Source organism: Streptomyces sp. UG1, assembly GCF_049974585.1.
GTDB lineage: Bacteria > Actinomycetota > Actinomycetes > Streptomycetales > Streptomycetaceae > Streptomyces.
In genome coordinates, this window is the sequence record NZ_JBNGGG010000008.1 from 238,825 (window position 1) to 254,066 (window position 15,242).

A 15,242-nucleotide genomic window follows, 5' to 3' on the forward strand; every position below is an offset into this window, starting at 1 on the left:
GTCCACGTGAAGACATCGGAGTTGTTGGCGAGCGCGGCCTGAGGGCCAGTCGATCAAGGCCTCCACCTGGGTGGATGATTTATCGGCACCCGCAGTGCCGTGGGCCACCTCGGCGACCACCTCGGCGGAGTTCACCGACGTCCTGGCCGGGATGCCCAAGGTCGCGGCCTGGCTGGACGCGCTGCTGCACGACCTGCGGGGCCGCGTCGGCGATCCGGCGGGCACCGCGGATCCGCGGTTCTCCCCGCACCTGGTGCTCGCGTTCAGCACCCCGGAACTCGTCGGCCCCGGGGCCCTGAAGGGTGAGCAGATCCGCTACGTGGGACCGTCGATCGCGCATCGTCCCGCTGCCGCGGGCTTCCCCTGGGACTGGCTCGATGCCTCCCGCGCCACTGTGCTGGTGACCCTCGGCACGGCCAACACGGACGTGGGGGCCCACTTTCTGGGCGAGTGCCGGAACGCGCTGCGCGCCCGCGCGGACCGGGTGCAGGCGGTGATCGTGGATCCGGCGGGGGTGCTCGGTGAATCCCAGGGCGGAGACGACAAGGACGTACTGATCCGCCCGTCCGTCCCCCAACTCCCGCTCCTGGAAAGGGCCGACGCGGTGGTCTGCCACGCGGGCCACAACACCGTGTGCGAGGCCCTCTGGCACGGCGTCCCCCTCGTGGTGGCGCCCATCCGCGACGACCAGCCCGTCGTGGCCGGGCAGGTGACCGAGGCGGGGGCGGGCATCAGGGTCAGGTTCGGCCGGGTCACCGCCGCGCGGCTGGGCGCGGCCGTCGACGCCGTACTCCACGAACCCGGTTACCGCACCGCGGCCGACCGTGTCCGCACCGCGTTCCGCACGGCCGGAGGCGCCTGCGAGGCGGCGTCCCACCTCGAACGACTGGCCACCGGCGCGACCTCCGAGGAGCCCCAATGAGCGACGAGCACGAGCCCACCTCGGCGTCCCCGACCCGCGCCGAGCAGGTCGCGGCCCTCCGCCCGACCTACCAGGCCGACCTGGCCCGCGGCCTGGACCGCTTCTTCGCACCGCGCCGGACGACCTGCCCCTGGTGCGACTCGCCCCGGCTGACGACGCGCCTGCGCACCACCGACCTGCTCCAGCACAAGCCGGGCCGCTTCGTCCTGGACCAGTGCGAGGACTGCCGGCACACGTTCCAGAACCCGCGCCTGAGCGACGAGGGCCTGGAGTTCTACTACCGCGACTTCTACGACGGCTTGGGGGAGAAGCAACTCGGCAGGACCTTCGCGGGCCGGACGGCGATGTACCGGCAGCGCGCGGAGTCCCTGCTCCCCTTCGACCTCACCCCCAAGAACTGGCTGGACGTCGGCACGGGCCACGGCCACTTCTGCGAGGCGGCCCGCACCGTCCTGCCCGGCACGGCCTTCGACGGCCTCGACTTCACCGACGGCGCCGAACTGGCCCAGCGCGCCGGCCGCGTGGAACGCGGCTACCGCGGCAGCTTCACCGCCCTGGCCCCGGACCTCACGGCCCACTACGACGTCGTCAGCATGTTCCACTACCTGGAGCACAGCACGGATCCGGACAGCGAACTGAGGGCCGCGCACCAGGCGGTACGCCCCGGAGGGCACCTGCTGATCGAGGTCCCCGACCCCGACAGCCGCTACGCCCGCCTCCTCGGCCGCTGGTGGCTCCCCTGGCTCCAGCCCCAGCACCTGCACTTCGTCCCGGTCGGCAACCTCAGGCGGCGGCTGACGGACCTGGGATTCACGGTGGTGGCGGAACAACACGCCGAACCCCACGACCCCGTGGACCTCCTCGCCGCCACCTGGCTCGCCCTCGACGCGGCCGCTCCGCACGAGGACCTGCCCTGGCTGCCGAAACCGCCGAACGCCCCGCAGCGCGCTCTGCGCGGCGCGATGGTGCTGGCCACGGTCCCGGCCCTGCTCCTGAGCACCCTCCTGGACCGCTACGCGATCAAGCCCCTCTCCCAGCGCCTGGGCCTCTCCAACGCGTACCGCGTCGTGGCCTGCCGTGACTGATGCGCTCGCTCCGGCGGTGAGCGTCACCTGTCCCTGACGCTGTCCCTGCCGAAAATCTCGTCCGTGCAGGTCAGGCCGCATGCTGGTACTCGTGGAGGGTGCCGCCGAGGCGGTCGCGTCGTCGTATGTCGAGGTGGGAGACAGCGTCCGGGTCGGCGATCGGCGGAGGCAGGGGGTGCAGCGGGCGGGCGTCTGCGATGCCTTGGTGGGGCCGGTGGGAGTTGTAGTGCTGTTCGAACTCGCGCAGGGCGTGCAGCAAGTGGCGCTGGTTCCAGACCAGGGTGCGGTCCAGCAGTTCGCGTCGGCAGGTCTGCACCCACCGTTCCATGAGCGCGTTCATCCGCGGCATCCGGATCCCGCTGAGTACGACCTCGATCCCCGCATCCTTGGGGACGGTGTCGAACAGGGCGGGGTACTTCCCGTCGCGGTCGCGGATCATGAACCGGGCCCTGCAGCCGGCACCCTCGAGATCCATGACGAGGTTCCTGGCGGCCTGTGCCACCCAGGAGGCGGTTGGCTGCGCCGTCGCGCCCAGGACGCGGATGCGCCGGCCGGCGTGCCCGATCACCGCGAACACGTACAGCCGCGCCTCGGACAGGGTGACTGCTTCGAAGAAGTCACACGCCAGCAGGGTATCGGCCTGGGAGCGCAGAAAGTCCGTCCAGGTGCTGGAACCCCGCTCGGGTACCGGGTCGATCCCCGCCTCCTTCAGGATCTCCCACACCGTGGAGGCGGCCACCTGCACGCCCACAACCAGCAGCTCACCGTGGATGCGCCGATATCCCCACCCGGGATTCTCCCGCGCCAGACGCAGCACGAGAACGCGGATCGAGCGCACCGTACGCGGCCGACCCGCACGCTTGGGCCGGGAACGGGCCGCGTGGCGGCGCGAGACCAGGTAACGGTGCCAGTGCAGCACAGTGTCCGGGCGCACCAGCAGCCGTGCTCGGCGCAGCACCGCGCGGGAGCCGGTGCAGCAGCGCGGCCAGGAACACCCGGTCACTCGGGGCGAACCGCACTCTCCGGCCGTCGAGTTGGCGCTCCAGTGCAGCACGGCGTAAGCCGTCCTTGAGGTGGCTGTGAAGGCTGGCCGTGACGAATTCGCGGCGGGCGCGTTCGCGCATCCACTGTTCGCTTGCCGGGACGTCAGGCCAGGCGCCTACACTCGGGGGCGAGGATTGAGTTGGCGCTGTTGTGGGCGTCGGAGTGGGGATCGGAGTAGGCGCCGATCCCTTTCTCGTGTGCGCATCGGGATCCGTTTTGCGAGGCGAGGCGGGAGGGTGCCCCCTGCGGTCAGGGCCGCTGCGCGAGTGGATAGGGGTGGTGGCCGCGCCCCGCTCTGGGCGCGGCCGAGGTCGTCAGCCGGTGGCCGGTCCGGCCGCCTGGTGCTGCAGGAGTTCGAGTTCGGCGAGCGCGTTGATGAGGGCGCTTCCGCATACGCCGTCGATCTCGGTGTCCGGCCCGACGGGTGCCGCCCCGACGACGGCGTCATGGAGGATGGCCAGGTCGTCGGTCTCCAGGTGCGTCACGCCGGCTGCTGCCTCGCGGCCGAGCCGTGCGTCGCGTTCCTCGTCGTGGAGGCGCAGTACGTAGATGGTGAGCAGCATTTCGAGGGCGCGCACCTTCGCGACGCCGGACAGTTGCGGCCACACCTCGTGTGCGATGAGGGCGAGGGCGTAGCCAGATGGGTGTTCGCGCTGCAGCTTGGCCCGCGCTTCGAGTACGGCGGGGTAGAGGCTGCCGGTGGTCGAGATCGCCGAGATGATGTCGTCAAAGTCGCTGCTGGCGTCTGCCGTAGTGGTGGGGTCCTTTTTTGTTGGGGCCCGGTCGCTGGCGAGCGAGAAGCCGGGCCTTCGGCATGTGCGGGATGGGCTGGCCCCTGTCGGTCTGGTGCTGGAACACCGGCCTGGTGGGGGCCGCTTCTCGGCGGCGATCGGCTTCGACTCGGTCGGCTTGCGCCGGAGCAGGGCTTTCAGGCGGTCCCGCTGCTCGGGGGTGAGTGGGGGCGCCTGGTCGGCCAGTTCCTGGGCGTAGCGCCGAATGTCGGCGATCTCCGCAGCGGTCAACGCCATCAGTGAACTCCTCACCAAGGCGTACATCCCCAACGAAGTCTGGCGTGGAGGTCATCCAGACCAGCCCGGCCTCTACGGCTCTGCCTGCGCCAGCCGCACCGTCCTTTCCGCCAGCTCGCTGATGCGCACCCCGTCGAAGCCGAACACCGCGCTGCGGACCGTGTCCTCCAGCGGCTCCTTCCACTGCGTCGGAATCGCGTCCGCCCCGGTCAGCACGCCCGCCACCGAGCCGGCCGTCGCCCCGTTGGAGTCGGTGTCCAGGCCGCCGCGGACGGTCAGCGTGATGGTGCGGGTGAAGTCGCCGTCGCCGTACAGAAGCCCCGCGGTGAGTACGGCGGCGTTCGGGATGGTGTGGATCCAGCCGAGCCCGGCGGTCTCCTCGGCGACCGTGGTGAGTGTGTCCTCCCAGGTCATCCGCGTGTCGTGGAGGGAGACGACCCGCCGCACGGTACGGGCGAGCCGGCTGCTCGCCGGGATGACGGCCAGGGCCTGGTCGACCGCGTGCCGCACGGTGGGCGCGGTGAACGCCGCCGCGATCAGCGCCGCCGCCCACGTCGCGCCGTACACACTAAAACCCCGTTCTTAGAGCTCGTAACAGGATCATGACCGGTGCTTCTTCAGTCGCCTCCAGCAGATGAGGGCGCACGCCAATGAGACGAAGGCGCCGTGGAGTTCGGTGCGGCGTTCCCAGCGGACGGCGAGGCGTTTGAACTGGTGGAGGAGCGCGAAGGTCTGCTCGACGACGTAGCGGAGTTTGCCCAGGCCCTTGATGTTGGGGGCGCCCTTGCGGGAGATGACGGGCAGGATCCGCCGCTTGCGCAGCTCGCGGCGGTTGGGGTTGGAGTCGTAGCCCTTGTCACCGAGCAGCGTCTCGGGCCGGCGGCGCGGGCGGCCGGTCCGCCCGGCCACGGGCGGGATGCCGTCGACGAGAGCGAGGGTCTGGGTGACGTCGTTGACGTTGGCCGCAGTGGTGATGACCCTGAGCGGGGTGCCGCGTCCGTCGCAGATCAGATGGTGTTTGCTGCCCGTCTTCCGCCGGTCGACCGGCGACGGACCGGTGTCGGCTCCCCCCACGCGCGGATGTGAGAGCCGTCCACGCACGCCCGGGACCAGTCGAGTTCGCCTGTCGCGTTCAGTTCGGCGAGCAGGATGCTGTGCAGCCGGTCGAAGACCCCGGCCTGCTGCCACCGTTCCAGGCGCCGCCAGCAGGTCTGTCCCGAGCCGAACCCCAGCTCCAGAGGCAGCAGTTGCCAGGCTATGTCGTTGAACAGGATGTACAGGATGCCCTGCAGGCACAGCCGGTCCGCCACCGGCCGCGGCCCTGGTGCCTTCTCAGGTCAGGGCGGCAGCAGCGGCTCGATCAGCGCCCACAAGTCGTCGTCCACGATCCACGGCCGAGTCGTCACACATCACGAACGGCCGAATCATCACACCGGTCACGCTCGACCAGGACACTTCAACAAGATCCTGTTACGAGCTCTAAGCGTTCGCGTGAGTGTTCCCTGCACGGGCGGGCGTTTCCCGCCGTGCGTGCGATGTTCATCGTGTGGATGCGGCGCCTGGACGGGGCTGTATTGCAGGCAGCTGCCTGAGCTCGCGCTGGGGTACGTGCGAGCGTTGGGCGGCGGCCTTGGCGCTGCACGTGTTCGTGGATGACGGGGTCCTCGCGCCGCCGACGCCTTCGGTGATCTCCTTGTCAAGGCGTTCATCCTCGACGACGACGGCCATGATGCTGGACCGCGGCGTCACTGGGCCGGGCAGTTCGCGGCATACATTCCGGCGGGATCGGCCAGCAGGGGAATGAGGCGGCTCCGGGGGCTCCGACGGCGCCGGCCCATTGTCCGGTTTCCCGGGGACCGAAGGGCCCTCTGGTGAGGGCATCGGCATCCGTGCGCTGTGCGGCTATCGAAGCGGCGACGGCGCCCCCGGTTTGGATGGCGAGTGCGGGGATCGGACGGAGGGCGACAGCGGCCGCGGCTGCAGTCGGTGAGTTGTTCAAGCGCTCGGCGGGTGTCGCAGGGTCGAGACGGGTAACGGTCCTTGATGAACGCTGTGTGTCGTCCCTGGGCGGAGGGCCACGGCGGATGATCGTGCGCCCGCCACACGGCCGCGCGATCCCGTCAGGCAGTTCTGCCCGTGGCATCGTCGGGCGCAACCCGAACGAGGATCTTCCCGCGGCTGTCGCCCCGGAAGATGCATGCAAGCGCCTCCGGCGCGTTCTCCAGACCGTCCAGGACGACTTGCTCGTGCCGCAGCCGACCGTCGCCGAGCCGGACGGCCAGTTCCCCTCAGTGTGGACACCACGGGCCCTGCCTCACCGAGTCCTTCCACCGCGACAGGGTCTGGACCTCACATTGCACCTGCCAAGGGTTTACCTCCATGCTTCCGCGACTGAACACGGCAGTGCGTCCGGGGCGGTCCGAACGTCCTGGCCCGCTGCTGTGTGAGCGCGAGGAACCCAGTGCAACAGTCGTGTCCAGAAGAACTGGACATGGTGCTAGCGTGAGAGGGTGACCTCGACCGCTGACCAACTACGCACTTTGCTGGGCGAGACGGCGTTTCACGCGCTGGAGTCGCTCGCCGGTTCCAGCACCCCGGTGAGCGGTCGCGCCTTGGCGCGCGCGCTCCGCGTCGCGCCCACGACTGCGACGTCTACGCTTCAGGTGCTTCAGAAGGCCGGTTTCGTGGTTGCGAGCGCCGAGGGCCGCTCAAAGTTGTGGCGTATCGACGCGAGCAACCCGATGATGCACAACTGGCTGCACGAGCCGACCGGGGCGGCGGAGCGAGAGGATGACGGGTACAGGGTGCGCCCCCGTCTAACCACGGTGATTTTCACCGCGCTTCAGCTGGAGTACGAGGCGGTGGTCTCTCACCTGCCCGATCGGCGGTCCAGCCGTGTGCGCACGACGCGTTTCGAGGTGGGGGACTTTGCTGGCGACCATGCGGACTGGAGCGTGCACGTAGCGGAGTTGGGCGCAGGAAACACCCGCACTGCCATCGAGACCGCCACGGTGATCACAGCGCTCAATCCCCACTTGGTGCTATTCGTGGGGATCGCCGCCTCGGTCAAGCCCGATGATCTGGTTCACGGCGACGTCGTCGTCGCAGACCGGGTCTACGACTTGCACAGCGGCAAGGACGCCTGGGAGGAGGCGCAGGGGTCGGTCCACCTGACGCGGCCGCTGTCCTACCCCGCCGCCAACGGCGTCGTGCAACTCGCCAGGGACGTGCGGCGCAACGACTGGGCAGATGAGTTGACCGCCGACCAGGCCGCCCTTAACTCCTGCGGCACCGCACCGAGGGTCGAGGTCAAGCCGATCGCCGCAGGCGCGGTCGTGCACTCCGACGGCCGCTCTGCGCTGATGAACAAGGTACGCAGGGACTTCAATGACGTGGCAGCGGTGGACATGGAGTCGCTCGGGCTCTACGAGGCCGCGCACAAGGACGGACTTCCCGCACTCGCTGTACGCGGGATCTCCGATTGCGTCGAGAACAAGACCGCTGACGCCGACCGCGAGTGGCAGCCGAGGGCAGCCCACCACGCGGCCGCCTTTGCGTTCGCCTTGCTGCGCCGGGCCGAGGCGGAGGATCTGCCAGGGCCCGGCACCTCGACGGTCTCGGCTGGCAGTCCTCCGTCATCCACTGGGCTGTCGCCGGTCCAAATGCTGCTGCGCGTCGCCCCACCGACGGCGCTCGCCTACGAGTGGGCCGAGCCAGTGGCCGGGGCGCGCGCGACTGCTGTCCTCAAGGACCTGGTGGCATTGGGCGGTCAGCCTGCCACGTGGTTGAGCCGATTCAAACACCGGCCACCCCAGGAGTTCCGCAGTCAGGGCAGCGAGGCATTGTGGGTCCTGGTTGCCGAGTTCGCCGCCTCACATAAGCATCCGGCCACGTCCTGGTTCTTCGAGCAGGCCGCGCAGCGCTGGCAGGGCGACCTGCTGTCGGCGTACTTGTACTGCGAAGGTGCAGTCGCAGCTGCACAAGACGGCGACCCGGAGAAGAGCGAGCTGCTACTGGCTCGCGCTGAAGCTGCCGAGCCCGCCGGCAGCCCACTTTGGGAGTTCTATCGCGTCGGCCTTGGCGCCGACAATAATGCGCTGGGCCCGGCGCTGTTGGCCGTGGCGGGAGCGCTCGAACTTCCGTTGCCGAGGCCAGTTCTGGCTGGCCTGGGCGCCGAATCGGCACCCTCTCAACCGGATGATGCGTTCCTGGCGTTCGTCGAGGAATTCGCCGACCTCTATCCGGCCTTCTTCGAGTCCATGAGGCTGACCGCCACACTGACTGCGGCTGCGCTCCTCCGTGAGACCCCTGGCCAGATCGACGCCGCTCAGATCCTCTTGGACAACATTGCAGCTGGGTTCCCGGCGTACCATCACAACCCCGCGGGCGCATCAGCGGTCGCTGCGCTGACCGGGCCGAGAGCCTCCAAGGTAGAGCTGGAACTGGCGAGGACTCTGTGTGCGAAGGCAGCTGATTCCGTAAGCCGAATCTCAGGTTTCGACCGAGACACCGCGTTGACCCGTGCGGAGGACCTCGCGCTCATCGCGCGCGGTCGCAGGCACGACTGGGGCGGCACTACCGCCGACGCACTTGTGCTCGCCGCGCAGGCACGGGCGCTCAGGGGCGACTTTCATGGCGCCCTGGCAATGCTTGTACCACCGCCCACAGGGACCGCTGAGGCCGTGGAGGCGACGTCCGGTCCGGTGGTTGAAGTAGCAGCGGGACTGGCCGCGCAAGTCGGGGACATCCGCTTGGCGCTTGAGCTTGCCGAGAAGATTGACGACCCCGTGGACCGGAGGCTGGCGACCGGCCTTGCCCTCACCGGAAGACAGGACACGCACCCCGAGGCCGCCACCGAATTCCGTGCAGCGCTCGACGAGATTACTTCCGACACTCGCAGTGACCAAAAAATCCGAATTCTGCTCGGTTTGTCGCTTGTTGCGACCCTCGATGAAGACGAACTTGCCCAGCTCGATGCGCTCGATCCAGAGAACGCCGATATGTACCGCGCTCATTCGCTGCTCTCCGTCGGGGACGTTACCCAGGCACAGATCCTCGCCCGCCGCTATCCCGACTCCGATGTGGCACTGCAGATCCGAGTCCAGGCACTCATTCAGCAGGGCAAGACCACTGACGCCGTCAAGGCTTTGGAGCGCTTCGCCGTGCGCCACGGCCACGACGAACGCCACCTCCTCCAAGCGGCGCACCTAGCGCTCACCAGCGGAAACGTGGATGACGCGGAACGTCTGGCGACCGGGCTTGCGTCCAGTACTGATCCTTCACGCCGACGAACCGCCCGGGAATTCCTCCTTCAGACAGCGTCTCGCCGAGAGGACTGGGACGCGGTCTTGGACCAGGCGCGCCGGCTCACCGCCGACAACGAGATCGCCGAAGGTGACCCGACCCGGGACGACAGCCTGATCAAGTACCGGTGGGCTCAGGTACACGCCCTGCATCAGCTTCGCCGGATGCAAGATGCCTACGAGGCCATCCGGGCCGAGCCGCGCTTGGAGCCAACGGACCGAAACAGAGCACGGCTGATCGCCTCGGTGCTGCGCACGATCGCGCCGTCAATAAGCGAAGGAGGCGTTACCAGCAAGGCCAGCGGAACGGAGATCACGCAGGCGGAGATCCTGACCGCTGTCGCCCAGGCAGCGCAGGCTTTCCCAGACGATGAAGAACTGGTCGCCACCGCCGTCATGACCGCCTTCTTGATGCCAACGGGCGAACAAACTGACTACCGTCTGCTGACCCAAGCTCGCCAACTGCACCAGCAGTTCTTCGAGCACTTCCCCCACAGTAAGCTGATCGAGCAGGTTCCGATCGACGATGCGCTCAAAGGCTTGCAGGAATTTCTCCGAGCCCGCCTGGCACCAGCGTCTGACGCCGTACAAGAGATGCAGCAGGCGGCCATTGCTGGGAAGATCCCGATCAGCGCTTGCGCCGCCGCGCTCGGCCGCAGCCACGCCGACATGCTGATCCGTAACACTATCGGTTGCTATGTGATCCGCGATCCCGATGAGGACGCCTGTACCCAGGAGACCGCTGCAGCCCGGCGCGCACTGGACACATCGGTTGTTGTGGACACCTCGGCATTGTTCTTCTCTCCGATCGTGCTGGAACCCACGACGCAACTGACGGTCCACTTCGAGCAACTCCTCCTCGCCGCCCCCCAACGCGACGACATCCTGCAGACCCGGTCCGCGCTCGGCACGCAAAGCTCCGGTTGGCTCGGGTGGGATTCGCGAACTGAGCAGCCCACTTTCACTGAGTACTCTGAGGAAGTCACCAGGTCGTGGAGCGATCGAGCCCATGCCCTGGCCGCTGCGATCGACGCGTGTGACGTCCTGCCCGACGCGCCTCCCGACTACGACGACGAGAGACACCGGGTTTGGAGCGCATCGATCCGTCTCGCGCGAGAGCGCGGGGTCAGCCTGCTCGCAGATGATGCCGCGCTGCGTGCCCTCGCCCGCAGCCAGGGAGTATCCGCTTTCGGTAGCCTGCACCTGTTGGAGGTCCTCGTCCAAGACGGAGTGCTACGCGTAGACGCCCTTGAGCAGTCCTACCGCCGGCTCATGGAACTGCCTGTGGCCGAATTGCCCGTGCGCGATCGCTTGATGTCGATCGCCCGCAACGAGCAGTGGAATCCGAACGGTTACGCAGCCTTCCTCTTCACACGCCCCTCGACATGGCAGCCACTGCCAGATGGGTGGCGCACCTACACCACTTTGATCAAAGCGCTGCCCGAGAAAGATCCTCAAAGCGCCGCGAGTTGGTGCATCGCCGCACTCAGAGGTCTATGCCTCGTCGCTACTCCACAGACTGTGCCCGCCGTCGCCGGCATGATCGTGGCATGGACACTGTTCGAACTGACCGATGGTTCAGCTCTCCCCGTGCTCCTTGATGAAGCACAGCAAGTAATCCGGCGCTTCGCTCCAGAGGCGGACCTCTTGCAAGAAGTCGTACAGCGTGTGGTGACGACAGTGCGGCGTATCACCCCTCCGGAGATGGTTGGCTCAATCGTCCTGCGGCTGCTGGGCGGCCTGGACGGCGAAACACGTGTGAAGGCTCTCAAGATCTTCTTCACCATGCCGTGACCTCCAGGTGTGAAACGGGCGAGCAGTGGCGCGCCCGTAAGCCTGTACCTGACTGCTGGGTCATCTCGGCATCATCCGGGCCCACGAGATGTATTCGGCCTGGACCGCTTCCTTCGCTGTGCGGAGACGTTCCACGTCTCCGTCGAAGAGGCCTTCTTCGAGCAGAGGGTGCAAGTCTCCGTGCCGGTCCGGCTCGTGCGTGAGCCAGACCGCTGGCGCGAGTTGGTGTCCGTCGTATCGGTCGCTGCGAATATGGGGCCACTCGATGTTCATACCGGCGTCCTGCTGCACGATCAGGCGGAGGTATGCGAAACGTTCCCAGGCCTCAAGGTAGGCCGTGTCGCCGAGTATGAGGTGTTCCGTGAAGACGGGACGGAGTTGAGCGTGCAGACGCTCTGCGCCGTCGAAGTCCTTGCCGATCGTCGTCTGCGGGCCCAAAAGCGCGGCCGCAGGCAGCATCTTCGATCTGGTCAGGTGCTGAGCCTGGGGTTCACTGAGCACGCGGACCAGAGTGGGCCAGCGTTCGGCCACGAGGGCAGCAATGCCTGCCGCATAGATCATCATGGTTGCCGGGGCCTGGGCGAGCCGGATCAAGGCCAGGTCGCCGCCCCCGCTGACGGACCCGAGCTGCTCGATGTCGTGGATCCACCAGCGGTCGTTTTCGCTCGTGCCCCAGTAAGCCGTGGTGGCGACCAGGGCGAGAAGCAGTTCTGTCTCGGCTTCCAGCATGCTGAGTCTGCGGCTGTGCTCGTTGGCGTCGGAGGACTGCCAGGGGCCGCTGCGCAGAGGGAGTGCGATGATGCGGCTGACCTCGCGGCGCAGGGAGTCGTGAAGGGTGATCGCCTGACCAGCCCCGGACAAGGCGCGCTTCGCGGAAGCGACGGCGACGGCGATGCTCGCCGGATGCCGACGGCTGTCGGCGATCGCGTCCACGGCGTCGGCAACCTGGGCGAAGAACGCGTCGGCGTCGGTCTGGACGTACACGGCGCCGCGCCGGGTGAGGAGGTCCTGGGCGTGCTCGGAGAGTTCACGCGGGTCGGTCCAGTATGAGGTGAACATCCGGGAAGGGCACCGGGACAGGGCGTTGCGCAGCGCGGGGTCCCACTTCGCGGACCAGCCGGAGATGATGAGCCCGTAGTCGGCAAAGATCCGGTCGAGCAGGGTGTCGACCGCAGGCGCGTACTCCTTGAGCTCCTCGGGGGTGTTGAGCATGCTCGTGGGGTTGAGGTAGTCGCCGTGGACGTGGACGACGAGACATTTGATCGTGTGCAGCGGGGCCAGACCGGCGGCATCGGCCGGGTCGGCCGCGACGGTCGGTTCGACGCCCATCTCGCGCAGCGCGGTCTCCATGAGCCGGTCGAAGTTCGTCGTCAGCACGATGCGCACGTGTCCGTCGGCGACCAGGCGGGCGATCGCCCGGTGCGCGGCGGTGGGCTGCATCCGGCCCTCCTCGCGGTCCTCCTCACTGGGCTCGAAGTAGGCGCGCAGCAGCGCCTGCCGCTCGAGCGGCGTATTTGCCAGGCGGGCCAGGAGGTCGTCGTAGGTGGCCGTACGGCCGAAACGCTCCTTGTACCAGGCGTGCGGGTCGCCCGTCTCGGTGACGCCTTCTGCGGCCGCCACCTTCCTGATCAGATCTTGCTGGACGTCCCACGCCGACGGCATGCCCGCCGCGATCGAGGAGCCGGCCCCGAGCAGGACCGCGTACCCGCCCGGGGTGGCGCGTACGGAGAACGCGAGATTTACATGCGGTTCCATAACTGACCTCCATGTGCGACGACATGACGGAGCCTCGGTCGCACGGAGCGGCCTGCCCGCACCCCACATTACCGTCATTCTGACGACAAGTGGAATTCTTTCCAGCACGTGCTCCCTGAGGTGGCCCCACCAGCGCAGGGTGGCTGGGAATCCTGCTGCCCGCCGCTCCGCCTCGGGATCGGCGGAGCGAAGCCGGTGGGGCCTGGGCGGCACGTGGCGGGGAAATCCGGGGCGCGGCCGTCTGCGGTTTCGCTAGCTTGACCTGGTGACACCTTCGACCCACACACGTTCGGCGGATAGGCGGCCGGTATGACATCTGCGGCTTCCCTGTTCGCCTGCCGCCCTGCGGATGTGACCCTCGAGCGCGTTCGCCAGCTGGTCGCCGTCGGCCAGCCCGAAAGCCTGACCCTGGAGTACAAGGAGAGCTACGCGCCCAAGATCCCTGACTCGGTCGCGGCGATGGCCAACAGCTACGGCGGCCTCATCCTGGTCGGCGTCACCGAGCGCAACCTGGATGACCGGATCATCGGTGTTCCGGAGGACACGATCGTCAAGATTGTCAGCGGCTGCCATCAGAAGCTGGAGCCGCCCTGGGAACCGGAGATCATTCCGGTGCCTCTGCCGGAGACTGACGGCCGGATGGTCCTGGTCGTCCGAGTGGACCCGGCGAAGGCACCGCGCCCGCTTCTGATCCAGGGAGCCGCCCCGATCCGGCTGCACGGACGCAACGCGGTGGCAGACCGGGCGCGGCTCGCGCGGCTGATCAACGAGGCCGCTCCCCAGACCGTGGCTGCCGGGCTGCGGCTGCCGTCGGCGGAACTTCCCCGAGACGACCAGGGGGAGCAGGCGGCCGACTTTCTCGTGCGTACAGGGATGTTCGTTCCGGTCGACGCATCAGCCACCTGGCGCCCGCTGTCCGAACGCGGAGTGCGGGCCTTCGCCGACGCGCTGAACAACTCCCCCCTACATCATGCGCTGTTCCACTGGTGTGCGTCGATCGGCAACGGTGACGCTGGCATGTACCCCTTCCGCCGGTCGGGCTTCAACCGGGCCCGCAGGATCCGGCTGCTGTGGAACGGCGGACCGGGCAGAACACCGGTCTCTCCGGTGGAGGCCGTCGCCAAGATCGACCTGCCGGACGCCTACGGGGTCCCCGTTTCGCACCTTCAGGTCTCCCTGGAAGTCGTCGCGCGCTTCCAGCACGCCTTGGGCAGCAGCGCACCCCTCTCCGTTGCCCGTCTGCACGAACTGGTCGAGGCCCTGACGGCCACGCTTGTCGATGACGCGGTTACCGGAGCGCTTGCTGCCTTGGCGGGCATCGACCCTCTGGTGATGCCCCAACCGCTTGGCCTGGACTTCCTCAGCAGCACCGACGTACCGGACCTGCTCGCGGGAAACGGTCTGACCCCGGTGCCGGACGCCGGCACCTCTCGAGGGGCCAACCTGCTCGCTGACCCAGGCATCGACCAGCGCGACCCCGCGGAGCGCCGCGCACTCATCGACAACTGGCTCCAGCAGATCAGCCTGGACGCCGGCTTGCTCGGCATGGAGAAGGTCCTGGAGCAGTTCCACGACACCTCCCGCGAACAGTAACCGCGACGTCCTCGCCGGACAGATGTCCTGTAGGAACGGCGAACACCGCGCGCCCCGTCCGACCGTGTCGGAAGCTGAGGCGCGGCGCGCGGATCGAGCACGCCGCCCACCACCAGGGGCCTCGCCGACTCCCGCCTGCGGAAAGCGTTCCGCTCCTACACCACCGAGCGCAGCACCGCTGATGAGGTCCGTGCGGGCACCATGGCCGGGTTCCTGATCCGCCAGTACCGCATCGTCTCCGGCCGTCTGGAGGCCGAGCAGTTCAAGGTGACGAGGCATGCCTTGGTCGTGCAGGGCATCGGCGACGCGCTCACCGCAGTGGGCACCGCCGCGACCTGGGGCGTGCTCGTGCTCCTGGTGGCCACGGGCCGGATGGAACTCGCCGTCGCGGGGACCGCCGCCCTCGCCGTACGGACCTCCGGCGCCGCGCTCGCGACGACGGTCCGGGCAGGAGCCCGGCTGTTCCGCACCTCGCTGTCCCTGGACGACTGGGCCCGCTTCCTCACGGTGGCCAAACCGTGGACGACCCGCCGCGGCACCGCCGCTGTCGCCGAGGACGGGCCGCAGGTCATCACCGCCGAGGATGTCTCCTTCACCTACCCCGGCGCCGACGCGCCCGCGCTCGACGGCATCGATCTGGATTGTAGACCGTATGTAGCGGCCGTTCTGAGCTGTGGCTGAGGTCGGCTGCCGCGCCGAAGGCCGATGCCCCGCTGGG

The 15,242-nt window shown here is 68.3% G+C and carries 6 protein-coding genes and 4 pseudogenes; 5 read left to right on the forward strand and 5 right to left on the reverse strand.

Annotated elements, in window-relative coordinates:
• Positions 1-94 precede the first annotated feature (94 nt).
• A pseudogene (locus ACP4J3_RS11890) lies at positions 95-922 on the forward strand (glycosyltransferase); the annotation flags it as partial.
• Positions 919-2,007: a class I SAM-dependent methyltransferase gene (locus ACP4J3_RS11895; RefSeq protein WP_426533228.1), complete on the forward strand. Its 1,089-nt coding sequence runs from the start codon at positions 919-921 to the stop codon at positions 2,005-2,007. The pseudogene ACP4J3_RS11890 and the gene ACP4J3_RS11895, both read left to right, overlap by 4 nt.
• A gap of 70 nt (positions 2,008-2,077) precedes the next feature.
• Here ACP4J3_RS11895 and ACP4J3_RS11900 read toward each other — a convergent pair.
• The 4 genes and pseudogenes from ACP4J3_RS11900 to ACP4J3_RS11915 all read right to left on the reverse strand — a co-directional run bounded on the left by ACP4J3_RS11900 (position 2,078) and on the right by ACP4J3_RS11915 (position 5,485).
• A pseudogene (locus ACP4J3_RS11900) lies at positions 2,078-3,053 on the reverse strand (integrase core domain-containing protein).
• 312 nt (positions 3,054-3,365) lie between these two features.
• Positions 3,366-4,079, reverse strand: coding sequence for a hypothetical protein (locus tag ACP4J3_RS11905; RefSeq protein WP_426533230.1), 714 nt, complete (start codon positions 4,077-4,079; stop codon positions 3,366-3,368).
• 72 nt (positions 4,080-4,151) lie between these two features.
• Positions 4,152-4,655 (reverse strand): annotated as a pseudogene (locus ACP4J3_RS11910) (ADP-ribosylglycohydrolase family protein); the annotation flags it as partial.
• Positions 4,656-4,679: 24 nt separating this feature from the next.
• Positions 4,680-5,485 (reverse strand): annotated as a pseudogene (locus ACP4J3_RS11915) (IS5 family transposase).
• A gap of 1,104 nt (positions 5,486-6,589) precedes the next feature.
• Here ACP4J3_RS11915 and ACP4J3_RS11920 point away from each other — a divergent pair.
• Complete coding sequence (locus ACP4J3_RS11920) at positions 6,590-11,176, forward strand: PIN domain-containing protein (RefSeq protein WP_426533232.1); 4,587 nt, start codon at positions 6,590-6,592, stop codon at positions 11,174-11,176.
• A 60-nt stretch (positions 11,177-11,236) separates the two neighbouring features.
• On the opposite strand, the gene ACP4J3_RS11925 is transcribed toward ACP4J3_RS11920, so the two are convergent.
• Positions 11,237-12,931: an SIR2 family protein gene (locus ACP4J3_RS11925; protein ID WP_426533234.1), complete on the reverse strand. Its 1,695-nt coding sequence runs from the start codon at positions 12,929-12,931 to the stop codon at positions 11,237-11,239.
• A 351-nt stretch (positions 12,932-13,282) separates the two neighbouring features.
• Here ACP4J3_RS11925 and ACP4J3_RS11930 point away from each other — a divergent pair, with 351 nt between their 5' ends.
• Together ACP4J3_RS11930 and ACP4J3_RS11935 are read left to right on the forward strand one after the other, a co-directional pair.
• Positions 13,283-14,524, forward strand: coding sequence for an AlbA family DNA-binding domain-containing protein (locus ACP4J3_RS11930; RefSeq protein WP_426533236.1), 1,242 nt, complete (start codon positions 13,283-13,285; stop codon positions 14,522-14,524).
• 201 nt (positions 14,525-14,725) lie between these two features.
• Positions 14,726-15,205: a hypothetical protein gene (locus ACP4J3_RS11935; RefSeq protein WP_426533238.1), complete on the forward strand. Its 480-nt coding sequence runs from the start codon at positions 14,726-14,728 to the stop codon at positions 15,203-15,205.
• Positions 15,206-15,242 lie beyond the last annotated feature (37 nt).

Bases quoted from the DNA above. Each gene is read 5' to 3' on its own strand.
- ACP4J3_RS11895 (WP_426533228.1), top strand. From the start codon at position 919: ATGAGCGACGAGCACGAGCCCACCTCGGCGTCCCCGACCCGCGCCGAG.
- ACP4J3_RS11925 (WP_426533234.1), bottom strand. From the start codon at position 12,931: ATGGAACCGCATGTAAATCTCGCGTTCTCCGTACGCGCCACCCCGGGC.
- ACP4J3_RS11935 (WP_426533238.1), top strand. From the start codon at position 14,726: ATGGCCGGGTTCCTGATCCGCCAGTACCGCATCGTCTCCGGCCGTCTG.
- ACP4J3_RS11905 (WP_426533230.1), bottom strand. From the start codon at position 4,079: ATGGCGTTGACCGCTGCGGAGATCGCCGACATTCGGCGCTACGCCCAG.